Raw genomic sequence first — 24489 nt, 5'->3', positions numbered from 1 at the left:
AACGTCGATCCTCTGGCATGGCTCACACAGACCCTCGAGCGCATCGCCAACGGCTGGCCAAATAGCAAAATCGATGCTCTCATGCCGTGGAACTACAACGCCTGAACGGCCTCAGCTTCCCGCTTACCAAGATCAAGATCGACCAATCATTTGTCCGCGATCTTCCCCATAACAGAGGCAGCCTGGCGATTATCCGTGCCGTAATGGGTCTGGGAGCCAGCATGGGCATGAAGATTACCGCCGAGGGTGTCGAAACACGCGAGCAACTCGCCTGCCTCCAGAAGGAAGGTTGCGATCAGGTCCAGGGGTTCCTGTTCAGCCCGGCCGAACCAGTTGAGAAGACATTCGAACTGTTAGCCTTCGACCGCGATCGCTATCAAGTGGCAAGCTAGGAGCCAGTTCTTAGACAGCGTCGTTCTGCCGGGCGATCAGAACGAAACGCTGGGGCAATCAGGCCTGGCGTTTCGCCACTTCCTCGATCTTCGGGCGATGGTTCGGCGACAGCCGCGAATCCTTGGGCCAATAGGCCAGGAAGCCTTTGATCACCTCACCCGGAATATCGAGCGGATTGTAGTGTTCCCTATCAACGAACATCAGCGATTGCTCGCCATGCCCCAGCAACCCCTGGGTAGCACTGTGGATTTCATGCTGTAGGGTCACGAACTTCCGGTTATGCCGCGCGATCTTGATCCGGACCGTGATCTGCTCGAACTCCTTCGACTCGCGACGGTAATCATGGGTGAAGGAACGCGTGAGGATATAGAACCGCGTGGTCGCCAAATCAAAATCGGGCATGCAGACATTGAAAAACAACTCGCGCGCCTTGCCTACCCAACGGACGTAATTGGCAAAATAGACATTTCCGACCGAGTTCGTATCGTCATATGTCGGCACGAGCTGCATGACAAACCATTCGCCGTCGAATCCATGCGAAGGCGTAATTTCGTCGGTCCCAGACACCGCCGCAAGCGGCGACGGCGTCATCATGCGAATGGGCTGATCGACGATCTCGACAGGAACGGCCTTTGTCCGTGGCCCTACCAGTTCGATGATTGCAGGCAACGCGCCGATCAAGCCGATGAAAGGCGCAATGAAGAGGAAGCCCGGCACGGGCTGGATATAGCCAATCACAAATATCAGCGATGAACCGCACCCAATCATAAAACTGAGAACCGGGTCGAATTTCGGCTTCGCCCCCAGCGCCTCACAAACCAGATTGGCTGATGCGCTGATAAACAATGTCGCAAATGGCATCATGAAGTACATGAGCGAGAAATTTGCCGGTACAGCAGTGAAGGCAACCCACGCAGCACCAATCAGGAGCCAGAGCGGCGATGAGGCAATGCCGTCCGGGATCAGGGCGAGGAGCGGGCTGTTGCTGCGCAGATGCTTGCCCTTGAGGAACCAGGACGTGGCGCAATAGAAGCTGTCGACGGTCGAGGCCAGCGCAATCACGGTCCAAATCACAAAGGCGACAGCAAGGTATGCCTGACCATTCTCTGCAGCAAGCACGGTTGCGGCTGAAACCGCCCCTTGGGCGCTCGGCAAGCCGTCTATGGAAAGAATGCTGCCGATAGGGCCAACCGCCGAAGCCGTCAGCGCATTGAGATAAAGAAAGCCGAAAAAGAGCAGCGCACCTGCGCCATACGCCAAACCTACATTGCCGCCTTCGCGCTTGATGGTAACGGCCCGCTGCCAGTGCTGAATGTCGAGCCAGGGCCCCAACAGAAATCCGACCAGGGTCGGCATGATCAGGCCGTAAAAGCGACTGTCGAATTGCTCAAGCGGAACGCCCGGATAATCCGATGCCTGTCGCAAGCCAACAAGCAGCACGATCCCGGCCGCAACGCCTATGACCGTATAGACAATGTGCAGCAGTTTCAGTTGCTGCAAGGAAAGCGCATGGCCGATGGCGCAGGCGAACAAAAGCAACAATGCAACGCCAAGTCCCGAGCCTTCACCAACGATCGGCTGCCAGAGATAAGCGACAAAACCGAAAATCGTCACGACCAGTGCAGCCATTTGGAACAGCAGGAATACCCCCGCATAGCGCCCTTCAATGTCCTTGATGATCTCGTCGGGCGGACGTTTGGTCCGGCCAAGGATATAGCCGAAAAGCCATAGCCCACCGACATTCGCGATCGCAAAGCCAAAGAAACCGAGCCAGCCGTAGGTCAGTGTGACATGGATCGAGTAAAAGAACCCCAGCCCCCACAACCAGGATAAGCCTATTGTTGGCGCCCACAAAAGATTTCGCACGACCGTCATGACTACCCAGCTTTTCAAGATACGCTGACCTACAGCATCGTACTTTAGTCGATGTTATTCGCTGAAATAAGTCAATGATTTGCGTTTCAGGCGGATGGAGGAAATCGATATTTTTTTGCGTCCTTCCAGCCTTGCCCATTCGACCCTGTATTGCCGCGTTGCAGAAGTCAGAGCCCGGCGATCTGACGCAGATCGCTGACGGCGCCCGTCGCAGCCGCGAGTACGGGTGATCCTTTCGTCAGTCCATCGCCCGTTACCGGGAATGGATGGTGCCAGCCTCCGGCTTCCTTGACCAGACAATAACCTGCCATGCAGTCCCAGGCATGCATATAGGGTTCGTAGTAGCCCACGAGACGGCCCGCAGCGACGTAAGCAAGCATCAAGGCGCCAGACCCGTTGCGGATAAAACTTCCGCCCGCATCGAGCAGTTTTTCGATAATTGAGGCAACGGTCGCCGGGCTCACGTGATGATTGGCGCCAATACCGGTCACGGCATTGCGAATAGTGCGGGTCGCATCCAGTTTGAGAGTTTTGCCATTCAATGTCGCCCCCATACCGGCAGCGGCCGCGTAAGTTTCGTCAGCACAGGGAACATAAATAACACCGATGACAATCTCTTCGCCCCGCAGGACGGCAATTGAAACGCACCACGTCGGCATGCCATTCAGGAATGGACTCGTGCCGTCGATCGGATCCACCACCCAAGTGTAATCGGAGGCACCTGGACTCACACCATATTCTTCGCCAAGGACTGAATCACTCGAAAAAGCAGTCGCAATCCGCGCACGTATCAGCGCTTCGACTTCGCGGTCGGCAGCGGAGACGACATCCTGCGGGTCGGCCTTGGTCTCAATGACAAGCTGTTCGCGCGCGTTGAAGTGCGCCAACGCCACCGCTCCGGCGCCCCGTGCGACCTCCTGGGCCAGAGCAAAGCGAGCGTGAAGGTCGGCAGCGACATGCGATGTCATAAATGTTTCCTTGATCTGTGCGCATACAATGGGCCAGCGCAAACGCTGCCCTTACTATGTTCGGTAGTAAGCACGAATATGACAGCAACGATCGATATCAACTGAAATTGCCTTACTTCGCAAAATCCCCCCAGACGCTCAGACGGCCACGGCCGTTGCGCTTCGACTGGTAGAGGGCGCTGTCTGCACAGTTCAAAACATCGTCCGGCCCGGTGATGGCCTCACGGTTTTCGTCTCCGAACACGGCCATTCCGATGCTGACAGATATTACCCCGGTCGGACTCCCGCTATGTTCTAGCTGCATTGCAGTGACAGTGCCGAGCATCTGCATTGCGGTTGTCGAAGCTTGTTCCGCGGTGACACCGGACAACAGCGCTGCGAACTCCTCACCACCGAAGCGGGCAATCGAGCCGCCGCTTTGCTTGATGACCTTGTTCAAGGCGCGTCCGACCTGCACAAGGCACTTGTCCCCGGCCAGATGCCCGTAGAAATCATTGTAAGCTTTGAAATGATCGATATCGATCATCAGGATAGCCAGCGAGTCAGCATTTTCGGTGGCGCGGACAAACTCTCGCTTTAACAGATGGTTGAACTTCCGGCGGTTCGGCAGATTGGTCAGATGATCGCGTTCCGACTGGTTCTTCAACTTGCGGTTTGCTTCGAGGAGTTTCTGTTCCAACTCGAGCCGGAGCTGAACTGTGGTGGATAGCTGTTCCTCGATTTGTTTCTGCATGCTGATATCGACACTAGTTGCGAGCAGCCGCAACGGTGCACCGTCTGGCCCGTATTCGACTATCTTGCCACGGCTTAATATCCAGGCATGCCCGCCATTGCCACGCGGAACACGGTAGACTGCTTCAAAGTACGGCGTGCGGCCGCTAACAGCATCTTCAAACGCTTGAATCGCGCGAGCTTTGTCGTCGGGATGAACGATATCCCAGGCAACGCTTTCGCTGTCGGCTCCGTTTGGATCGAGACCAAGGAGTATCCTGTACTGGGGTGAACGCCAGACACGCATAGTCGCAATGTTAAGATCCCATATCCATTGCCCAGCGCTTTCGAGCGCATAGGTCGTTCGCTGCTCCGTCTCCTGCAGCTTGTGCGCAATCCTTTTTACGTTCGAGATATTGGTATAGGCCACCGAGATACCGGTAGTCTCGCCCAGATCATTTGTCACGGACGCGGCTGAAACCATGAAGGTTTCCTCGGCGCGGCGGATCTCCTGATCGGGAATCGGAGCGCCAGCCAACGCGGCCTTAAGGCTATCTCGCAGCAGATGTGCATGATCTGGCACAATATCCTCAACCTGCTGACCAACCGCCCTTTCACTTGCAACACCAAGCATACGTGAAAGCTGATCATTAATGGTGACGAACGTGCCATTGCGATTGAGATAGCACAAACCGACAGGAACCTTGTCATACACTGCTTCGATCTGCAGCAGACGGTCGGCACCGCGCTCATTCCGGGTATCGAATGGTGACTGTCGCGATTTACTGATTGGCATCACCCGCCTTCCGTCAACCGCGGAAGGATCGCACCGCAGCATAATTACATTGGCGAGCGAAGAGCTAAATCGTCAAGATAAATACTCTGAGCTGAGGTTAATTATTCGTCACGAAGCAAGCCGGTGCTGACCTGATCTGGCGCGATGCTCCGATGATCACTACATTGACCCTGTTATTCCCAATCAGGAGGCGGCCTTCTTGTCGGACGAGCACCACCAAAGCGACGCAAACTCCCATGGCGGTCCGATCGACTGGCGTGAGCATGGTGTCAAAATAATTCCCGGTGATTCACTTGATCCGAATACGGCTCAGACACCGGGTATGAACCGTGCGGCCGCGATCGATCGCGCTCGTGCAGGCGCCGAGAAAATCTGGGCCGGGACAGTGGTCATTCGCGCCAATGCGAAGACCGGCGCGCACCACCATGGTGACCTGGAAAGCATTATCTATGTGGTGAAGGGCCGGGCACGCATGCGCTGGGGCGAGAAGCTGGAATATGTTGCCGAAGCCGGACCGGGCGATTTCATTTTTGTACCTCCCTTTGTGCCGCACCAAGAGATCAATGCCAGCCCGGATCAAGCCCTGGAATGCGTTGTCGTGCGTTCCGGTCAGGAACCGGTGGTCGTCAATCTTGATATCGAGCCGGTGGAGAAGCCCGAGGGTGTCTTGTGGAAGGATCCCATTCACCGTTGAATGGCGACCCTACCCGTTCGACATGCGTTGCAACTTGTCAAAGCGTTTGATCAGCCGGTCGCGCTTTAGTTTCGACAAGCGATATATCCAGAACAATCCATCCAGTTGATCGATTTCATGCTGCAGGCAGATCGACAGCAATCCATTCGCCTCCTCAGTCTGTACGGCACCCGAAAGATCCTGATAGCGGACACGGACAGAGCACGGCCGCTCTATCTCTTCGGAAACACCTGGCATGGAAACGCTCCCTTCTTCATGCCGTGTCATCTCGCCCGACGACCACTCGATCTCGGGATTTACGTAAAACCGGGCATCCTTGCCCGGTTCCAACTCGATCACGACAAGACACTTGAGTATACCTAAATGCGGCGCAGTAATCCCGATCCCAGGAGCCGCGCGCATGGTGGCCAACAGATCCTGGGCCAATATTTGCAGATCGTCGCCGAATTCGGTGATCAGCTCTGCACGCGATCGCAGGGCGGGATGCGGAAACCTCAAGATCGTACGGATGGTCAAGTAGCTGCTCCCAATGCTGTGCGTTGCACGATGGCAACGTCAGCCAAAGCTCTTGCCGCAAAGCATGGCCGCAACGCAAGCTTCCTTTACAAGCAGCGTGATGACCGATAATCGACTAGGGAAATATGCGGTCCACTCCGGACAAGTGGAGTGCCCCAACGAGGCAAATGGATGTCCTCCAGCGAGGCCAACATAAAACAACAGGTTCTGCCAAGAGGTGCGTTGGTCATGACGCTCCTGGTCCTGGCGACGACGATTGTTTCGTTCATCGTCATGATGGGCATCACCAATATCTCACCGACGCAGCAGATAACGCAGATCATCATTGCCGCCAACGCCGTTTCGATCCTGGTGCTGATTTACCTGTCTTACGCGACACTCAGGAAACTGTTCCTGTTCAAGAGCAAAGACAAGAACCGGGATCTGCACACCAACATCACGATCATCTTTGCTTTGATCGCGTCGATCCCTTCAATCATCGTCGCCCTTTTTTCGCTGATTGTTCTAGATAACCGATTGAATTCGTGGATCAATCCGGAAAACAACCAGATCATCGACATGTCGATCAAGGCAGCGCAATCCTATACTGAGGACAACGCGCAGAGCCTTTTGACGACGACGCTTTCCATGGTGATCGATCTTGATCAACGCCGGATGCTCTACAGTCTTGACCGAGGCGCCTTCTCGGATTGGCTGACCTATGATGCCGGACGCAATAACCTGCTCGGTGCGTCACTCGTGAAATCAACCGGAGAAGTTGTCGTCCGTGCGCAGCTGTTTAACGACCATACGCTTCCCGCTGTCCCCCTGGAGGCATTGAAGGGGGCTGCAGGCGACAAACCCGTACTGATACCGCCCGGCGCTACCAATCTAGTCGGTGCAGTGATCAAGACCCAGGCCCTGCCGGATTTGTATCTCTACACGATCCGCGCGGTTGATTCTTCGGCGCTGGATAACATGCGCGTCATGAACGATAACAACATCGAGTATCAGGCGCTGGCAAGCAATCGCTCCAATACACAGATTGCCTACGCGCTGCTCTATATCGAGTTGACGCTATTGCTTTTGCTTACCGCCGTGTGGACCGGCATAGCGGTTGCCAATCGGGTCGTTCAGCCTATTCGCTTGCTGATCGGTGCCGCAGAGGACGTTGCCACGGGCAATTTTAACGTGTCGGTGCCAGTCCGGGGTTCCGACGGTGACATTGGCTCGCTGGCTCATACGTTCAACAACATGGTCGAGCAGTTGAAAACCCAGCACAGCGATCTGATCTCCGCAAAGGACGAGATCGATGAGCGCAGGCGGTTTACCGAGGCAGTCTTGTCGGGGGTCACCGCAGGCGTGATCAGCGTCAATGCGCAAGGGCACATTGCCGGCCTGAACCGGCCAGCCGAGTCGATGCTCGCAATCAATAGTGAGCAGGCAATTGGCAAGACGCTTGTTCAACTCTCGCCCGAGATCGGCTCCGTATTCGAGGCGGCACGCGAAAACGGCCGCTCGTCCAGCCGCAAGCAGATCAACATTACACACGGGGGTATAGTGCGCTCGTTCAATGTCCAGATCACCCGGGAAGACGCCGACACCAAGAACACTTCCTATGTCGTCACTGTCGACGATATCACCGATCTGGTAGCTGCTCATCGCTCGTCCGCCTGGGCGGATGTCGCTCGACGCATCGCCCATGAAATCAAGAATCCGTTGACTCCGATTCAGCTCTCCGCCGAGCGCATTCGCCGCCGCTATGGCAAAGTCATCGTCGAGGACCGTGAGGTCTTCGACCAGTGCACCGAGACAATCATCCGCCAGGTCGGCGACATAGGCCGCATGGTCGACGAGTTCTCTGAATTCGCCCGGATGCCCAAGCCACAACTGGCTGCAACCGACATCCGTGACGTCTTGCGCGATGCATCCTTTCTGATCGAGATCAGTAATTCCCAGATCACGTTCGAACATGACTTTGCCGGCGAACCGCTCATCGGTAACTTCGACAACCGGCTACTCGGTCAAGCATTCGGTAACATTATCAAGAATGCGTCGGAGTCCATAGAAACGGCAATTCAGGCTGGGGCGATCGACAAGGGCCATATCCTGGTCCGGGCGGCAAGCGCCGATTCATCCGTGGTTGTCGATGTGCTCGACAATGGCAAGGGATTGCCCGGCGAAAATCGGCATCAGCTGCTTGAACCCTATGTAACCACACGCGAAAAAGGCACCGGCCTTGGCCTCGCCATCGTCAAAAAAATCGTCGAGGATCATGGCGGTCATCTCGAGATGCTCGACGCTCCGGAGGGCTTCCACGGCGGCCGCGGCGCCATGGTCCGCATGGTATTTCCAATGCTCGTGGACGCAATCGCCAGCTAACGTGGAAGTATCGCTTTCCTTTCATTCCATATCAAAATGTGATGAGCGGTGTATGTCGGACAAATTGAGAGACTAAGCTGAAAGTGCTATAGTCCCCTCAGCTGAAATCGGGATGGTGGTACTAAGCCTTCCACGCGTTCCGGCAGCAGAACTTGATCACCACAATTTGAAAGATCGCTGGCAGCTCAAGTCAACGGCGGGTGTTCATGGATTTTTGAGAACGCACCGGTCCCCATCCGGTTACGCTCAGGAGGATACAGGCGATGATGCGGCATACGAAAGAAAATGGCGATATCTCCAACTGGATGACATGCTCTATGATTTTGTTTGGCGCGCTGGCGGTTGCAGCTGTCGTCTTTGCGGTTTGACGGTCGGGTTTAAACTCGACGATAGATAGATTTTCAAGGATATCACGTATCTGACGTGATACGCCGAGGGATGGTGTGGGCTGATTTCTCCGTGAAATCAGCCCACATTCGTGTGCGGAGCAACTATAAGCCACCATCGTCTGCAACCATGTGTTCAGCCATTTTGGAGCCAGGCAATCTGTCATCGCACTGGCAGACGTTGCAAATGCTCGGACAGAACAGAACATTGGTATAGGCTTGCCGATGATGATGTATCGATGGAACCAAGTTCCATCTCTGCGGTTTAGACGTGAAGATCGGTAGAATCCGAACTCCATTGTAAACAACAGGCCTTGATTCTAGAATTCACATGGAAAGAACTGCACCTGAACCAGGAAAAATTGTGGACGTTCCGCAAAGCAAATTCGCTCCCCCACTTGCAGCTTTACATGACATGGATAGTTTCAGCCGTGACTCGATAATCATGTCGTTGCCGGCAGCCGTCTACACAACGGACACTTCAGGAATCATTACTTTTTATAACAAAGCAGCAGCTGAACTTTGGGGGCGCGAACCGAAGATCGGCGAGGATGAGTGGTGCGGATCATGGAAACTATACTGGCCGGATGGAACACCCATGCGGCACGACGAATGCCCCATGGCCATAACTTTGCGCGAGAAGCAGGAGGTGCGCGGGTTGGAGGCAATCGCCGAGCGCCCTGATGGCAGCCGCGTGACCTTTCTTCCCTACCCCGTTTTGCTGCGCAACAGACTTGGCGAGATTGTCGGCGCACTCAATATGCTTCTCGACGTTACCAGCCAAACTGAGGAAGAAGAATCCGCACAGCGCCTCGCTGCGATTGTGGAATCGTCGGACGATGCCATCATAAGCAAAGACCTTACCGGTACGATTAAAAGCTGGAACAAGGGAGCCGAGCGAATTTTCGGGTATGCCGCGGACGAAATAATCGGCCGCCCGATAACTGTCCTGATTCCGTTCGATCGGTCGAATGAGGAGCCGGGCATTGTCGAACGTATCCGCGCGGGCGAACGGATCGACCATTATGAAACGATACGGCTGCGCAAGGATGGCTCTCGCATTCACGTCTCGCTGACAGTCTCTCCGGTGAAAAACTCGGCGGGCCGCGTCATCGGTGCCTCGAAGATCGCGCGCGACATCACCGATAAGAAGGAGACCGAGGAACGCATACTGATGCTAATGCGCGAGGTGAACCATCGGGTGAAGAACCAGTATGCCGTGATCCTTTCCATGATCCGTGAAACGAGCAACCGCACGAGCAACACGGCAGAGTTCGAACAGCAGATTCGCGAAAGAATCATGGCTCTCGCCCGGTCCCACGATCTTCTAGTGCACGCCGAGTGGCGTGGAGCGACCATTTCTGAACTAATCCTTGCCCAAATCAAGCCATTCGGAAACGAAGCCAGTATCACGCTGACGGGACCTCCCATTGTGCTTCAGCCTAACGCCGTTCAGTATCTTGGGATAGCATTCCACGAACTCGCAACGAACTCGGCCAAATATGGGGTATTCTCGGCAGAGTGTGGCAATATCACCGTCGATTGGCATGTCGGCGAAGAGGGACGGAGTTTTTACCTTGCCTGGACAGAGTCCGGGGGACCGCCGGTAAAACTCGGCCGCAAGCAAGGCTTTGGCAAGACAGTCCTCGAGCGCGTTACTCCTTTGTCACTCGGGGGAGAAGGCATTTTGGGAACCAGCCCCAACCGCATCGTCTGGACAGTGCGTGCGCCAATGGAAAATATAGCGGTGCCGCTGGCATAACGATTAAGCCAACGCATTTTTCAACTCACCATTTCTGCTTAGTGTCCCATGCTGGAAAGACACCATAGGTGCGTGTATTCTCAGCGACATGCTTAGAATGAGTTCGGAGGGGAACCGCAATGCCACAGATTTCTCAGCTGTTTTTCAGAACGGCAGTCATATGGCTGATCATTGGCTTGGCGATTGGCCTGCAAATGGGAATGTCAGGAAACCATACGACAATCGCAACCCATGCCCACGTCAATCTCCTGGGCTGGGTCACGAGTGCGATATTCGGCGGCTACTATGCCCTCAATCCGGTGAAGGCACAGAAACGGCTGGCGATGATCCATTACGCCGTCTATACATTTGGCCTCGTCATCATGCTTCCAGCTCTTTATCTGATGGAACTTGGCAATCCGCAGTTGGAGCCGCTGCTTGGCATAGCTTCGCTGATAACATTTGCCGGTGTGCTGGTCTTTGCTGTGGTGATATTTTCGAAGGAATCCGTAAGCGTTCATCAAGCAAGGCAAGCGTGAATCTGCCGGCGCTGCGCATCGTCCACTGACGCGGCGGCTTGAGGGACCGTTGACTCCATGCGGAACAATTCCGCCGCGGACCGTGTTTACCCAGAGCCCTTCTGGAGCACGGAGCGAGATCATGCAGGGACGCACAACAATTCTGGTAACGGCGATCATTGCGGTACTGGCCATCGCCGCCGTCTTCTTGACGAGCAACCCCACAAATGATGCCGACCGACCTGGACAGCCCTCACCCCACGCTCTGGACCAGTCCAACTAGAATGACCGTGGCGCAGTTATGCCTGCGTCACCTTATAACTAGCGGCAGCGTGGCTACACCGCCAAGATTCGTACGACATATCGGCCGACTTTCGGCGATTTTCCGACAATATGCAGTTCGCCATCTTCAAACTTGATGGCAGTGTTCGTCGGCCGGAATTCGGTGTGAACGAACACCGGATTGAGTTCACCTTTTTCTGCAAACCGCACTGGCGAGACAGCGCCATCATGAAAATCAATGTAGACGTATGTTCGTTGATCGACATCCCTGTCACTTCGAAACGAAACATCGGCCTCAAAGCGATATAGTTGTTGCTGATCCCGCTTGCCCCAAAAATACTCGACGTAGTTGGTCAGCGCCGTCCAGTTTTCAGAGATGTCAGGTGTATCTGCCATATTGAACCTTTGCCCGATTCCCTTGAGGTTGGCATTGTATGCCACTTTCACCTCACCTGCTATTTCAGAATTTGCAGGCGCAAAGCAATTGAACAAAAGATGGAGACCGAAGAGTGGCCTCACGCCCGTCGATCTCGACATCCCACGTTAGAGGCGTGCTTCGTTAATGAGGTCGATCAGGATGCATATCCCCGGGACTTGGCGAAATCGCTCTTGTTAACACTGCAGCCTGCTATCGCAATGTCTCATGCAACAGACTAGCGGGTGCGCGCCCCGGCCGATGCGGATCGGAGACGTGCTGCCTGGATGCTCCAGACCTCAGGGTGCCGAGGTCAGGGTGACTGTCGTCACGCCGCCCGCGATGTTTATGCCCTCCTGGCCCTCGACGGATATGGGTTGTAAGGAAAACGCCTTGCCCGTGCCGCCAACCAGAACGTTTGCTCCCGCGCCGACCCCAACCGAAGCATTTGCGCCGACGCCGGCGTACGTTCCGGCCAGCGCCCCTGCGGGAGGAGCGCCAGTGGCGGCCACAACGCTCCATATCAGGTGTCCTGCCGCGGTTTCGCCGAGCGCAACCCCATACTGATCAATGGAACCAGCGTATTTGTCGGTATTGCCCCCGCTGGTTTGCCTAAAGACGCACGACATTGTCTGCTTCTCGACTACAAACATGCCTATGCCCTTGGACACATCGCACGACAACGTGCCGATCTGGAGCGTCTCCGCAGCATTTGCGCCAAGGGGAACGATTGCAACCAAGCAACCAAGACATGTCTTCCGAAAGAAATTCATCGTTGTCTCCTTTGATCTGAAGGGTCAGTCTGCGAACATAAAGACTTCAAGGCCGTCAATTCTCACGCGGAGGGTTCGACAACATGCGACAGGATTGGTCAGTCGCGGACCATATATCGTGTTGCGACGCCATGTTGCGATCATGTTTTCCGGATCTGCGAGCGCAAGTACTTAACTGTAACAACGCTCCGGGTCGCACACTTTGTAACCCCCAAGCTGTGTAAGGACTGTCCGCAATGAATGGTTCGATACTTGAACGGATCGACAGCGCTGCCAGCAATGCTTTTCAAGAGCTCCATGGAGGCATAACTTGGACCAGAATGGCCGGGAGGAGCGGCTCAACAACAACATCCGGCGAGGTGCACCATGCGTCGACTAGCTTCATGTTCTTGCGGTCAGTTGTGTATTGAGGTTCAGGGGGAACCGGATGGCGTTGGCGTTTGCCACTGCCTCGCCTGTCAGCGTCGCACGGGGAGCGTCTTTGCAGCTCTTGCCGGCTTTGCCGCACCGTATAAGGTATTTGGCACTGCGACCGAGTATATTCGCGTGGGTGACCAAGGAGCCAAGTTCAAATTCCGGTTCTGCCCTGTCTGCGGTACGAATGTGTTTCACACTGAAGAAGGTTACGAACAATCATGGGTGGCTGTTGCGGTCGGTGCTTTCGCTGATCCAAATTTTCCTCCACCACAAGATTCCGTCTATGACTGTCGAAGACATTCCTGGGTTCAGCTACCGCCAGGAATAAAGGCATATGAAAAGGACCCCACCTAGCCAGGTGCAGCGGAATCCCGGGAATTTGGCTTAAGGCGCTGGAAGTTCGTGCGTTGTTGCTCCGAACGCTGCCCTAATATTGCTGTCAAAGCAAAATTCTAAGCGATTTCTCGCCACGCCATTGAAATTATTGGTGGGCCCGGAGGGACTCGAACCCCCAACCAAGCGGTTATGAGCCGCCGGCTCTAACCAATTGAGCTACAGGCCCCACCTGAATTCAGATGCACAGACAACTGCCTTGTGAATCTGCTCGCGATCAATAACGGGAAAAATCGCGAATGCAATCCCTGACTTGGTCTACCTGCCCTCTTGTTTTGATTTTCTACCAAAAACGCCAACACCGGGAAAGATTAGCCTTTCTCCTGTTCCGCTAGAACAAGCAACCGCCGGGCGCTTTCCTCGTCGGTGATGAAGACCGTCGGGCGGACAAGCGTCATCGCCCCATAAAGGGCCATGATCTTTTCCTTGCCGCCGGAGGTCAGCACCCGCGCCGGTACCCGCTGCACCGTGTCGATACCAACAGACATGACCAGATCGTGGATGGGATGATCGACCAGTTGGCCCTGCTTGTTATAGAAATGAAACAGAAGATCGCCGACCGCGCCGCGTTCAGCCAGGGAGGCTTGATGCCCCTCATTGAGAAAGCCGATATGATAAGGCGTGCTCGACGCAGTCTCGATCGCTCCGACACTGAGAAGAACGAGATCGAGATCTTCGGCCATTTCAAACACGCTCTTCAGGCCGCAGCGCTCGATCAGAGCGGTCTTTGTTTCGATACTGTCGACCATGGCGGGGGCCGGAATGAGGTACCCATCGCCCTGGAACAACTGGGCAAATTGCCAGGCGAATTCGGCCGGATTGAATCGGCGTGGCTGGCTGATCCCGCCCAATAGAGAAATGACGGTAAAGTTCTCGAGCGCCCGTGCTTCGAGATAGGATAGCGTGTTGAGCAACGTTCGCCCCCAGCCGACGCCGACGCGCATGCCGTTACTGACCACGCTGGAAAGATAATCGCCAGTTGCCGCAGCGATCGCCGGAATAGGATCATTGTCCGGATGGGACAGCGGCGCGACGATTACCTTGTCGAGGCCGAACTGCTGTTCGACCTGCCGCTCCAGCGCAACAAGATCGGAAAGATAGCCCTGAATTCCGATCTTGACTTCGTTGCGAGCCCGCGCTTCGGCCAGCATGCGCACGATCGTCACACGTCCAACACCAAGTATCTCGGCAATCTCGTTCTGAGTCATTTGTTCGATATAGTACATCCAGGCGGCGCGCATGCGCATCCGGCTGATCTTCGTGTCAGGCTGCCCAACCTCCAGAGGTGTTTTTTGGAGGCTGTTCGTCGTACCATTCGTTCGCTTGCGTCGATCGGCCAATCGTCTCCCCCTATCATCGTTATTGTTTGCGTTGCAGCGGCGACGCCGGCAACAATGCATTATACGCAGTACACTCCACCAGAATGTTGTTTAGCAAGCCATGAAAAACAGATACAAAGTCTTATCCACTTGCGAGCAGAGGTTAGTCATATGATCCGGGATATTTCCAACGAGATCGTCGTCAACCTGAAGGACCGGTTGCGCGACGTCCGCCACCTGATCAGGGCGAACCGTCAGCCCGTTGAACCGGCCCCGCAGAGTTTGCCGGATATCCTGTTTGGCAAGGCGGCACGGGCAGTGGATAGGGCTTTGACGACTGCCGAAACCATTTCGATCTCGTTGGTTTCGCAGGATCCGGATGCGCATACGACGACAATCGAAGCCCGAAGTCTCGATACCTACTTCCCAACCGATAGTAGCGAGGGCGAAGGGCCCTTCCGGCGCGATGTTTATTATTTGACGAAACGTTTGTTGAGCGTCCTGGGGGCCGACAATGCGCTGATCCATGAAGCCACCTTCTCCGCTGTTCATGCGACGATGATTCGCAGCCATGGAGCACAATTGCAGGCCGCGATGAAAGACCGCGAGCTGAATGATATCGCAACAACCTCCGCAATCCTTGCGTGCGAGTTGCAGTCGCATTACCGATCCGAGCCGTGGCCATTGCCCGCGCATCACGAGGTGCAACCGGACAAGGCCACAGTGTCCCTGTGCTTCTCCTCGATCGCACTTGCGATCGGACTTGCGACCTATGCGGACCACGAGCCGGGCGAAGAGAAGCTGGTCGAAAGCGCCCTTCTGGCGTTGCAGGCCGGGCAGGAAAGGTTCGAAGAAGCTATCGAAGCGCCGAATCGCATCCGGGCCTTGTCCGACCTTTTTGCTTTCCTGATCCCTCACCTGCCCTGAGACGCAGTTTCCAGGTCAAGTACGCACTTTTTGGCACGCGGGATTGATGAAGGGCTCATGCTGAGCTCCGTCAGGCCCATCTTGACAAAAGAGGGGATCAGATCTGGACGGCCGGCCGCTTCGCCGCACATGCCGACCATGATGCCCGCCTCGACACCCGCCTTGGCCGTCAGTTCGATTGCAGCCATCACAGCGGGGTGCGTCACATCATTGAGCTTGGCGACCGTGGGATTGAGCCGGTCGGCAGCCATGATGTATTGGGTCAGATCGTTAGTGCCGATTGAGAAAAATGCTACCTCCCGGGCAAGCATTGGCGCGATCATCACTGCTGCTGGCGTCTCGACCATGACGCCAAGATCGAACGCAGCATAAGCCTTGCCCTCTCGTTTGAGCTCGTCCGCACACTCCTCGATGAGGACGCGCGCCGCACGAACTTCGTCAAGACCAGAAACCATGGGCAGCATCACTTTGATATTGCCGTGTGTCGCCGCGCGCAGCAGTGCGCGAAGCTGCGGCTTGAATACATCCGGGCGATCCAGACACATACGGATGCCGCGCCAGCCAAGGAACGGATTTTCCTCGGCGGGGAAATCAATACCGGAAATCGGCTTGTCGCCGCCGATGTCAAGCGTGCGGACGATCACCGGATAGGGTGCGAAGGCCTTCGCCAGTGTGGCATAGGTTTCGGCCTGCAGATCCTCCGAAGGAAGATGGATGTGCCGCATGAACAGGAGTTCGGTGCGAAATAGTCCGACGCCCATGGCCCCAGCATCCTGAGCCGCTTCGATTTCTTCCAGCGAACCCAGATTGGCAGCAATCTCGATAACCGTACCATCGGCGCGTTTGGGCGTTACGTCCCTGTAGGCCTTCAGCGCCTGCTTATCGGATTCCGCCTTGCCGATCTGCTTGTGGAAGCGATCAGCCGTGGCCTGGTCTGGTTCGGGAAAGATATCGCCGCTGTTGCCGTCGAGCGCAACAGTGTTGACGTGCTGCAAATCCTGCACAGAACGGCCAACGCCAAGAACGGCGGGAATACCATGCGCACGGGCAATGATAGCGACGTGCGACGTGGCGCCGCCATGACCGCAAATGACACCGGCAATGCGTTTCAGCGGAGCACGAGCCAGATCCCAGGCGCCGATATCCTCAGCAATAAGGATCGCACCTGCCGGAATGGCATCAAGGTTGGCGTCGTCCTGACCGAGCAGCGCAAGGCAGATCTGGCGCCCGACGGCATTGACGTCATCGGCGCGCGCATTGAGATAAGGGTCGTCCATCGATGCGAAATCGGCGGCGATCTTTGATGTCGCTCCGATGACCGCCGATACCGCATCGATACCACCGTCGACAAGTGCTGCAACCGCGCCGGTCAGTTCGTCGTCACCGGCAATGTCCTTGAGCGCGGCAATGATGCCGCGATCACTTTCCGCCAGATTCGTTGCTGCAAGCGATTTATCCATCCGGTCCTGCACTGCGGCGAATGCCTGCTTCAGCCGCGCCACTTCTCCTGGAATCTCGTCCCCATTGAGCAGCCGGTTCTCATGTTTGATTTCGGCCGGGAAAAAGCCGAAGGCCAGGCCAATCGCAACGCCTTCGCTTGCCGGCACACCTCTTAACTTGCCAGCGGAACCTGGCCCGACGCTGCTTGATTCCGGGCCCAAAGGGACCTTCTTCTCGGCAGGCTTTGCTGCTTCTGCCGCGCCATCTTCCAGAATTCCGGAGTTGGGATTTTCGAGATAACCGATCAGCGCTTCCACAGCCTCGATCGCATCGGCACCCGTCGCACGAACCGTGATTTCATCATTCTCCTTGACGCCGAGCAGCATCAACTTGACCGAACTCTTTGCGTTGACAGACCTGTCTGCCTTGACAAGCTCGATGTCCGACTCGAAACTTTTTGCGAGTTTGACAAATCGGGTGGCTGGCCGTGCATGCAATCCGTCATGCACTCGCACAATGGTCGAGCGTTCCATTCAGTTCTCTCTTCAGTTCACTGTGTTTTCCGGTCAGACAATCACCCGATGGTGATCGTCGTTCCGACCTTCAGGGCCGACACCAGGTCCTCGGTGTCGATCTCCGAGGCGCAAATTTCACCGGGCCGTTCAACCGTTTCCGAGCCGTTGAACGTGATGACCACGTGTCCGATATCCCTGACTTTCTGCCATGCGTACTCACCGATGCCAGTAATCTTGGCCGACACGTCACCGATTTGAATCGCCGATCCCAAGGGCGGCGTCATCTCGGACGGTTTGCCTTCGACGCTGTGCAGGATCGAAACTTCCGCAAGTTCGGGCGGTGCGCCATCCGCGAAAAGGATGACTACGCCTCCCTCTGCCAGGTCCGCCACTTCAGGCCCAACGGCTGTTACCCGTGTCTTTAACAGGACTGACATGATGGCGGACCTCTTCTACTTCTTGTGCTTCAATCAAAATACGATCAGGCTGACGACCCAAGCAATCAGCACGGAGATCGGACCCATGATCTGACGACTGATCAACACTGCAGGAACACCGATCTCGATGGTCTTTGGCTTGGCTTCACCGAGCGCGAGACCAACTGGAACGAAGTCGCAACCCACTTGGGTATTATAGGCAAACAGTGCCGGCAGTGCCATTGCAGGCGAAATCGTGCCATTGGCGATCTGCGGGCCGATGATCGCGACACCGATGACCTGTGCAATGACCGCGCCTGGTCCCAGGATCGGAGACAGGAATGGCAGGCCACAGATCGCAGAAATGATCAGCAAACCAACAATATTATTGGCGAGGGGCCCCATCGGCTGGGCCAGAACATCGCCAATCCCGGTATAGAGAATGAAGCCGATGAGCATCGTCACGAACGCCATAAATGGCAGGACGTTGCGGACGACCTGGTCGATGGTGCGGCGGCCGGCGTTGAAGAATATGCCGACAACGCGGCCCATGACGCGGCCAACCGAGCTGATCAGACCGATGAGCCCGCCCTCACTTGAATCCGAAGTTGCGGAAGTGCGGCTGGACATCGATGCGGCAAGTTCCGCCGGGGTGGGCGGCGACGCTGCGCCGGCAACAGCGGCGGGCTGCGATCCATCGGCAAGCTCGATATTGCCTTCTTTCACGCCCGAGACGTAGATATCTTCGGTAATGAATTGGGCAAGTGGACCTGCCTGTCCGACCGGCGTCAGGTTGACGGTTGGAATGCGCTTGCGCGGATAGACGCCGCAACGGGCTGTACCGCCGCAATCGACGACCACAACGCCCATTTCGCCTTCCACCGGCGGCGCCTTGAAGCCATCGACGGCCTCACCCCCGGTGAGTTCAGCGATGCGGCGCGCAACCGGATGAATTCCGCCACCGGTGACCGAGACCACCTTGTTGCGTTGTGGTGTCAGTTGCACAACGAGCGGGCCGCCCCAGCCATTCGAGCCTCTGGAGATTTTGACTGCTTTATAGGTCTTTGACATTGTTACTGCTCCCCGCCCCGAATTAAAGCTCGACACCCTGACGGCGCGCCATGATGGCAGTAATGCGCTCGGTCAGCATGCCTTTGAGGAGGATGACGACCAGACCAACAAGCGCATACCAGATGGCAACGTTGATGTGGTAGCCGGCGGGAACAGCGCCCTTTTTCTCAAGTTCGAGAAGCGCGACGAGAATACCGCCCCAAACGAAATATTCGCCGGGGTTGATGTGCGGAAACAGGCCGAGTGGCGGGTGTACGTAGGAAACGGCTGCATCATAGAAGGCCGGCTTGTACTTTTCCTCGAGGAATGATCCGAAGGTATACGCCATTGGATTGGTCAGGAAGAACACTGCAAGCACAGGCAGCACCGTGTAGCGCGTCAGAGCGATACGCCCGGCTCCACGGGCAATACCATGCACGCGTTCTTCGCCGACGAGTTCCGTCAACGCATAGAATGCTGTCATCAACACGACAAGTGTCGGAATGATACCCGTAACGAAACCCGCGAAGACCTCGCCACCCTTCTGGAAAATACCGATAAAGTACTTGCCCATGCTGGTCAGCCAGCCAAGCTGTTCTTCCTGTTGGACGTTCTTCAGCTTGTCCTTGAATTCTTCAACGGAAATATCGCCGGTCGACTGCGCAAGCACGACCAGATCGTTGCCCGCATGATCGATGACGTGCCTTCCATGAAGCGCAGCATCCGAGACCATCGATCCGGCTACAGAAATATGGTGCGCGGCGATGTCGGCGTGCTGAGCCAACATTGTTAGAATTGACATGTTCCCTCCTCCTAATCGACCGCCCCTTCGAAACGGCCGTCCCTATGCGTTAACTGTCTTAATTCCCGATAGACCCGGCTTCCTGGGTTCTGCCCTGGCCCTGTCTATTTGTTCAATCGCCCGCTCCGCCGCCTTGGCCAGTGCTGGCTCCTCCACACCGGCCATGACCGGATTTGTACGCAATGCATTGAGCGAGATGCCTTCGAACTCCATGCGCCGCTTGAATTTTGCAAAGACTGACCGGCCACTCATGACCAGAAACCGCTGAATAATGAGATCCGGCGTGACAACGATGAGAACAATCACTCCCTTGCCAAGACGACCGCGAACATTGCCCGCGCCGACGAAACCATCATTGTATTTGGAAGTGATGCCCTTCATCACGTCGCTGTAGTGGCGCATCTGGAACCAGACACCCAGTGATTGCAGCGCCCATAGAAATCCGAGGGCAAGCAATCCCCATTGCCACATCGCCATGTCTTCAACCTCCCAACACCCGATCGTCAACATATGCTATGATCGAACGAAAAAATATAGAACATTTGTTTTTTGTAATGTCAATATGTATGATTTCTTGAAGCATTGAAAACTTGGCTTATGGTGCGTGAAAGCGTATGACGTGATACATTGAAAACGAAGGTGAGAAGGCATGGATTTTCTGTTCAGCGACGACTTGGTCCACATGCCGGATTTGCGGCATCGGCTGCGCCAACTCCGTTGGTTTCGCATGGCTTTTCGCAAGAATGCGGCGCTTATAGCGGAGCATTATGGCTATCATTTCGCCATCGATGAAACCAAGCTGACACGGGCATTTCTCAATTGGATCGAGACCGTCGAAAAGCAGAAATCCTACGCCCGGATCGACCGAAAAGACTTTATCATTTTCGCTGCAGGTCTTGTGCTCAAGGAGTTGATCTCCGAGGCGCCGGCGAAGCTGCGGAGCAAGCCCAAGTCCAGCGATGCCAAGACCTCCAGGATGCAGGACATCATAGCCTTCTGGCCCGAAGGTTTCCTCTACACCAATTATTGTGTTGGGGCGATCGCGGCGATCTGCGAACAGGAATTTGGCACCGCGCCCGAAGTTGATAAATGCGCCGATGATCTGCGCACCTGGTGGTCCTACCGCGAAAATGTCCGCGAAATGCCCGGTTACGCAATCGCATTTCTCGACAAGTTCCTTGGCGCCGAGCCTAATTGGATCATGCCCAATCTGGCTTCCGCCCGCGACGCTATTCAGCGGGCGATAGTTTCCTCCAAAGCCGCGGGCGCTAAGCTACCGACCGGATCATCTCGCCCAGAATCCGCATAATCTTCTCGCGCTGCTCGAGCTGCGGCATATGCCCGGTGCCGGCAAAGACGTGGACCGCAACGTCGCCCGGCAGTCCCCCTGCATGGACCGCCGGGATTACACGGTCTGCAGCACCGAAAATGACGCGGACTGGTATCGCCAGATTGCCAAGACTTGGCCGGATATCAAATGTCTGGGTCCCATCCGCAAAGAAGCGATCGGCAATGATTTGCTGCGCGTCACGCAAGGCCACATCTTGCGATTGTGCCAGCGTCACCTTGATGAACGGCTTGGTCAACAGACCTTCATCCTGCACCAGCTGTTTCATCCAGGCAACGAGGCTGGCCTCGGTGCGGGCACGGACAAAACCCGACAGAAACGCGCCGTTGATTTCGGGACCAAGTCCGGCAGGAGCAATCAAAGCTAGGGCACGGATATCGAGGGTCGTGCGTGCCGCAACACACGCTGCAATAGCACCGCCGAACGAGTGTCCGACCAGTATGATTGGTCCGGCGTGATACGCAGCTATGGTTTGTTCCACGAGGCTGGCGATTCCATCGAGATCATCCGGAATACTCCGTGTGGAACCACCATGCCCCGGCAGGTCGATAGCGAGGATCGGACTGCCCATCGTTGGTCCGCCCAGCATTGGCCGCCAGCTATTGAGGTCGGATCCGAAACCATGGATTAACACAAGCGGTACTCGGCCATCTTTGCCCTCACGCAACCAGACGGCATGAAGAGGGGGCGAAGATCGCACCGGTGCGATTGGTTTGGCGATCGTGGCTTCGACGTCCTTCTTCTGGATGCGGCCCTTTGGGCCTGATCCCTTAAGGGAGGCGAGATCAATACCGGCATCCCGGGCGATACGCCGGGCCAAGGGAGTTGCACGAACGCCATCGGTCATAACTTGCGTTGGCTTCTCCGGCACAGGCTCGACCTGCTCGAGCGCAGGTTTTGTCTCGTCGACGACAACTGCCTGTGCCACGACAGTCTTGGCTGGCGCGGCTGCGTTGTAGGCCTCACCATCAGCATATATCCAGGCGACTGCCTGACCTACAGGGACAGTTGTGCCCTCCTGCGCCGTCACATCGCGCAAGATGCCGGAGGATGGCGCGTCCACTTCCATGGCCGCCTTGTCCGTCTCGATCTCGAAAAGCAACTGCCCTTTGGAAACGCTGTCGCCATCCTTGGCGTACCAGCGCGAGATCTGGCCGCTTTCCATATCCATGTCGACTTTGGGAAGAATCACCTCGACGGGCATGGCTTAACGTATCCCTTTAACGAGATCGCGAGCGCTCTTGAGAATACCCGGCACTTGCGGCACGGCGGCCTTCTCGAGCTCCGGGTTGTAGGGTATTGGCGTCTCCGCGCCGCCCAGGCGAATAATTGGCGCGTCGAGATAGTCGAATGCCTCGCTTTCGGCAATCATGGCGCTGACTTCCGCCCCGATGCCGAGCGTCTTCACGCCTTCATAGACGCACATCAGCTTCGACGTCTTTTTGACACTGGCGATGATGGTTTCCTTGTCCATCGGACGTACGGTACGCAGGTCGACGACTTCGACGTTGATCCCTTCTTTGGCCAGCTCCTGTGCCGCTTCCAGCGCCTTGTGAACCATGATCGCGGAAGCAACGATGGTCAGGTCCGAGCCTTCGCGCACCACGGCAGCCTTGCCGATCGGCACGGTATAATGCCCTTCCGGAACGTGACCCTTCATCTTGTAGAGCAGCTTGTGCTCGAAAATCATGACGGGATCCGGGTCTTCGATGGCTGCGAGCAACATGCCCTTGGCATCATACGGCGTCGACGGCTGGATAACCTTCAGGCCAGGTACGTGACCGAACCACGCTTCAAGACTCTGGCTGTGCTGAGCTGCAGCGCCAGTGCCGGAACCAGCGGGAAACCGCATGACCAACGGTACCGACACCGCACCGCCAAGCATGTAACGGATTTTTGCAGCCTGATTGACAATCTGTTCCATCGCAAGCGCGGCAAAATCCGAAAATTGGAACTCGAAGATAGGGCGCATGCCTGTCAGTGCCGCGCCGACGGCAACGCCAGCACCACCGAGTTCCGAGATCGGAGTGTCCATCACCCGGTCCTCTCCGAAACGGTGCACGAGGTCCCCGGTTACCTGAAAGGCACCGCCATAGACGCCGATGTCCTCGCCCATAAGGAACACGCGATCATCGGCCTCCATGGCAATAGCCATGGCTTCCTGGATCGCCTGCGAATAGCTCAGCTCGCGGATCATCTCGTTCATGGTCAGTCCGTGTAAACGTCGCGTGTCAAATTGTTTAGATCGGGCGATGGGCTGTTCTTGGCGAATTCGATGGCTTCGACGATTTCCTTTTCGGCGTCCGCGCGAATGGCAGCAATATCCGCCTCGCTGACGAATCCGAGTTCCTTCATCTGGTCCTCGAACAGATGGATGGGATCGCGCTTGGTGATCCAGTCCTCGATTTCTTCCTTGGTGCGATAGCGATTGCGATCGCTCTTGGAATGGCCACGATGCCTGTAGGTCTTGCACTCGATCAGCGTCGGCCCTTCACCCCGGCGTGCCCGTTCAACTGCCTCATGCGAAGCTTCGGCGACGTCCGACAAATTATTTCCATCGACGATCACGCCCGGCATATTGTAGGCGCTGGCCCGATCAGCGACATTCGCCACGGCCGTTGATCGCTTGGTTGAAGTAGACATGCCATAACCATTGTTTTCGCACACGAAAACCACTGGTAGTTTCCAGACAGACGCCATGTTAAGTGCCTCGTGGAAGGCACCTTCATTGTTGGCGCCATCGCCGAAATAGGAGACGACGACCTTGCCGTTCTTCTGCTTCTTGGCGGAGAGTGCCGCTCCGACGGCGATTGGTATACCGCCGCCTACGATGCCATTGGCGCCAAGATTGCCCTTGGAGACATCGGCGATGTGCATCGAACCTCCGCGTCCCTTGCAATAACCCGTCTCCTTGCCGAAGAACTCTGCAAACATCTTCGAGACTTCCGCACCCTTGGCGATACAATGGCCGTGACCGCGATGGGTCGAGGTGATCATGTCGTCCTCGCTGAGAGGTAGGGAAATACCCACGGCACTTGCTTCCTGACCGATCGACAGATGCATCGTGCCGTGAATGAGGCCACGGGCGTATGACTCCTCCGCCCCCTCTTCGAACCGGCGGATGAGGTACATCTTGCGCAGCGCATCCTTCAGCTGTTCCGGCGGGTACTGCCGGAATGCGAAGGGCCAATTACTGCCATCCTTCAACTTGGCATTTGAACTACTGGCGGAAGCCATCTTGCCTCTCCCTGTCTGGTTGCCATGGTATGGTATCTGTCGCGTGCTGCCCTTCACGCTCCATAAACCAGCTTGTCCTGGCGAGCCCTGAGTTCGACGATCTTCGAGCCTTGCGCGGGGGCGGCATTGGCGCTGGTGATCAGTTCGCCCTTCTTGATCGGGGCGGTGACGCTGCCGCCCTGCAAAAGGCCACAGG

At 56.1% G+C, this 24489-nt stretch carries 25 protein-coding genes, 1 tRNA gene and 1 pseudogene; 10 read left to right on the top strand and 17 right to left on the bottom strand.

From position 1 onward, the window contains the following. Both CU102_RS27015 and CU102_RS27010 read left to right on the top strand, forming a co-directional pair. Positions 1-105 (top strand): transposase domain-containing protein (locus CU102_RS27015; RefSeq protein ID WP_146146483.1); only part of this gene is annotated, 105 nt, incomplete at its 5' end. Next, positions 87-392 (top strand): EAL domain-containing protein, encoded by a 306-nt coding sequence (locus tag CU102_RS27010; RefSeq protein WP_425351609.1) that lies wholly within the window; start codon positions 87-89, stop codon positions 390-392. The genes CU102_RS27015 and CU102_RS27010, both read left to right, overlap by 19 nt. A 58-nt stretch (positions 393-450) precedes the next feature. Here CU102_RS27010 and CU102_RS27005 read toward each other — a convergent pair whose 3' ends face one another. The 3 genes from CU102_RS27005 to CU102_RS26995 all read right to left on the bottom strand — a co-directional run bounded on the left by CU102_RS27005 (position 451) and on the right by CU102_RS26995 (position 4743). Next, complete coding sequence (locus CU102_RS27005) at positions 451-2286, bottom strand: acyl-CoA thioesterase (protein ID WP_245425596.1); 1836 nt, start codon at positions 2284-2286, stop codon at positions 451-453. Positions 2287-2435: 149 nt separating this feature from the next. After that, entirely contained in the window at positions 2436-3236 is an 801-nt protein-coding gene (locus tag CU102_RS27000; RefSeq protein ID WP_106714153.1) for an inositol monophosphatase family protein, read from the bottom strand. A gap of 112 nt (positions 3237-3348) precedes the next feature. Next, positions 3349-4743, bottom strand: a complete 1395-nt coding sequence (locus CU102_RS26995; protein WP_166648326.1) for a sensor domain-containing diguanylate cyclase — start codon at positions 4741-4743, stop codon at positions 3349-3351. A 199-nt stretch (positions 4744-4942) separates the two neighbouring features. On the opposite strand from CU102_RS26995, the gene CU102_RS26990 reads away from it, so the two are divergent. Continuing rightward, positions 4943-5437 carry a cupin domain-containing protein gene (locus tag CU102_RS26990; protein WP_106714149.1) on the top strand — a complete coding sequence of 165 codons (495 nt, stop codon included), beginning with the start codon at positions 4943-4945 and terminating at the stop codon, positions 5435-5437. Between the two features lie 9 nt (positions 5438-5446). On the opposite strand, the gene CU102_RS26985 is transcribed toward CU102_RS26990, so the two are convergent. Beyond that, a complete protein-coding gene (locus CU102_RS26985) occupies positions 5447-5953 on the bottom strand; it encodes a peptide deformylase (RefSeq protein WP_106714148.1) in 507 nt (168 codons plus the stop codon). Between the two features lie 228 nt (positions 5954-6181). Between CU102_RS26985 and CU102_RS26980 the strand changes: the two genes are divergently transcribed. The 4 genes from CU102_RS26980 to CU102_RS30015 all read left to right on the top strand — a co-directional run bounded on the left by CU102_RS26980 (position 6182) and on the right by CU102_RS30015 (position 11242). After that, positions 6182-8314 carry a sensor histidine kinase gene (locus CU102_RS26980; protein WP_245425594.1) on the top strand — a complete coding sequence of 711 codons (2133 nt, stop codon included), beginning with the start codon at positions 6182-6184 and terminating at the stop codon, positions 8312-8314. Positions 8315-9145: 831 nt separating this feature from the next. Continuing rightward, complete coding sequence (locus CU102_RS26975; RefSeq protein WP_245425593.1) at positions 9146-10462, top strand: PAS domain S-box protein; 1317 nt, start codon at positions 9146-9148, stop codon at positions 10460-10462. Between the two features lie 119 nt (positions 10463-10581). Then, the gene (locus CU102_RS26970) at positions 10582-10980 is read left to right on the top strand and encodes a hypothetical protein (protein WP_106714145.1); all 399 of its coding nucleotides are present in this window, start codon (positions 10582-10584) and stop codon (positions 10978-10980) included. A 121-nt stretch (positions 10981-11101) separates the two neighbouring features. Continuing rightward, entirely contained in the window at positions 11102-11242 is a 141-nt protein-coding gene (locus CU102_RS30015; protein WP_166648327.1) for a hypothetical protein, read from the top strand. Positions 11243-11295: 53 nt separating this feature from the next. Here CU102_RS30015 and CU102_RS26965 read toward each other — a convergent pair whose 3' ends face one another. Together CU102_RS26965 and CU102_RS26960 are read right to left on the bottom strand one after the other, a co-directional pair. Beyond that, a complete protein-coding gene (locus CU102_RS26965; RefSeq protein ID WP_133624415.1) occupies positions 11296-11682 on the bottom strand; it encodes a hypothetical protein in 387 nt (128 codons plus the stop codon). A 273-nt stretch (positions 11683-11955) separates the two neighbouring features. After that, entirely contained in the window at positions 11956-12429 is a 474-nt protein-coding gene (locus CU102_RS26960; protein WP_106714143.1) for a DUF992 domain-containing protein, read from the bottom strand. 366 nt (positions 12430-12795) lie between these two features. On the opposite strand from CU102_RS26960, the gene CU102_RS26955 reads away from it, so the two are divergent. Next, positions 12796-13200 (top strand): GFA family protein, encoded by a 405-nt coding sequence (locus tag CU102_RS26955; protein WP_106714142.1) that lies wholly within the window; start codon positions 12796-12798, stop codon positions 13198-13200. Positions 13201-13331: 131 nt separating this feature from the next. Here CU102_RS26955 and CU102_RS26950 read toward each other — a convergent pair. Next, positions 13332-13408: transfer RNA gene (locus tag CU102_RS26950), tRNA-Ile, on the bottom strand. 142 nt (positions 13409-13550) lie between these two features. Beyond that, positions 13551-14579 carry a sugar-binding transcriptional regulator gene (locus CU102_RS26945; protein WP_245425591.1) on the bottom strand — a complete coding sequence of 343 codons (1029 nt, stop codon included), beginning with the start codon at positions 14577-14579 and terminating at the stop codon, positions 13551-13553. Positions 14580-14729: 150 nt separating this feature from the next. Here CU102_RS26945 and CU102_RS26940 point away from each other — a divergent pair, with 150 nt between their 5' ends. Continuing rightward, positions 14730-15485, top strand: a complete 756-nt coding sequence (locus CU102_RS26940; protein ID WP_106714140.1) for a hypothetical protein — start codon at positions 14730-14732, stop codon at positions 15483-15485. Here the strand turns inward: CU102_RS26940 and ptsP are convergent. From ptsP to CU102_RS26915, 5 genes are read right to left on the bottom strand one after another with little or no spacing between them, the layout of a single operon-like run. Beyond that, positions 15473-17458, bottom strand: coding sequence for a phosphoenolpyruvate--protein phosphotransferase (gene ptsP, locus CU102_RS26935; protein WP_106714139.1), 1986 nt, complete (start codon positions 17456-17458; stop codon positions 15473-15475). The genes CU102_RS26940 and ptsP overlap by 13 nt on opposite strands. A gap of 41 nt (positions 17459-17499) precedes the next feature. Continuing rightward, the gene (locus CU102_RS26930) at positions 17500-17877 is read right to left on the bottom strand and encodes a PTS glucitol/sorbitol transporter subunit IIA (protein ID WP_106714138.1); all 378 of its coding nucleotides are present in this window, start codon (positions 17875-17877) and stop codon (positions 17500-17502) included. A 33-nt stretch (positions 17878-17910) separates the two neighbouring features. Continuing rightward, complete coding sequence (gene srlE / locus CU102_RS26925; RefSeq protein ID WP_106714137.1) at positions 17911-18927, bottom strand: PTS glucitol/sorbitol transporter subunit IIB; 1017 nt, start codon at positions 18925-18927, stop codon at positions 17911-17913. A 22-nt stretch (positions 18928-18949) separates the two neighbouring features. Continuing rightward, on the bottom strand, positions 18950-19708 hold the full coding sequence (srlA, locus tag CU102_RS26920; protein WP_106714136.1) for a PTS glucitol/sorbitol transporter subunit IIC: 759 nt from the start codon (positions 19706-19708) through the stop codon (positions 18950-18952). 42 nt (positions 19709-19750) lie between these two features. After that, positions 19751-20185 (bottom strand): transcriptional regulator GutM, encoded by a 435-nt coding sequence (locus CU102_RS26915; RefSeq protein WP_106714152.1) that lies wholly within the window; start codon positions 20183-20185, stop codon positions 19751-19753. Positions 20186-20357: 172 nt separating this feature from the next. Here CU102_RS26915 and CU102_RS26910 point away from each other — a divergent pair, with 172 nt between their 5' ends. Then, complete coding sequence (locus CU102_RS26910; protein WP_106714135.1) at positions 20358-21017, top strand: hypothetical protein; 660 nt, start codon at positions 20358-20360, stop codon at positions 21015-21017. Here CU102_RS26910 and CU102_RS26905 read toward each other — a convergent pair. The 4 genes and pseudogenes from CU102_RS26905 to CU102_RS26890 all read right to left on the bottom strand — a co-directional run. Further along, a complete protein-coding gene (locus tag CU102_RS26905; RefSeq protein WP_106714134.1) occupies positions 20977-22260 on the bottom strand; it encodes an acetoin dehydrogenase dihydrolipoyllysine-residue acetyltransferase subunit in 1284 nt (427 codons plus the stop codon). The genes CU102_RS26910 and CU102_RS26905 overlap by 41 nt on opposite strands. Before the next feature lie 3 nt (positions 22261-22263). Next, positions 22264-23262 carry an alpha-ketoacid dehydrogenase subunit beta gene (locus CU102_RS26900; RefSeq protein ID WP_106714133.1) on the bottom strand — a complete coding sequence of 333 codons (999 nt, stop codon included), beginning with the start codon at positions 23260-23262 and terminating at the stop codon, positions 22264-22266. 2 nt (positions 23263-23264) lie between these two features. Further along, positions 23265-24293, bottom strand: coding sequence for a pyruvate dehydrogenase (acetyl-transferring) E1 component subunit alpha (pdhA, locus tag CU102_RS26895; protein ID WP_106714132.1), 1029 nt, complete (start codon positions 24291-24293; stop codon positions 23265-23267). 53 nt (positions 24294-24346) lie between these two features. Continuing rightward, a pseudogene (locus tag CU102_RS26890) lies at positions 24347-24489 on the bottom strand (homoserine dehydrogenase); the annotation flags it as partial.

Source organism: Phyllobacterium brassicacearum, from assembly GCF_003010955.1.
GTDB lineage: Bacteria > Pseudomonadota > Alphaproteobacteria > Rhizobiales > Rhizobiaceae > Phyllobacterium > Phyllobacterium brassicacearum.
Note: the sequence above shows the minus strand (reverse complement) of the source record. Positions and strands in the feature narration are given on the sequence as shown.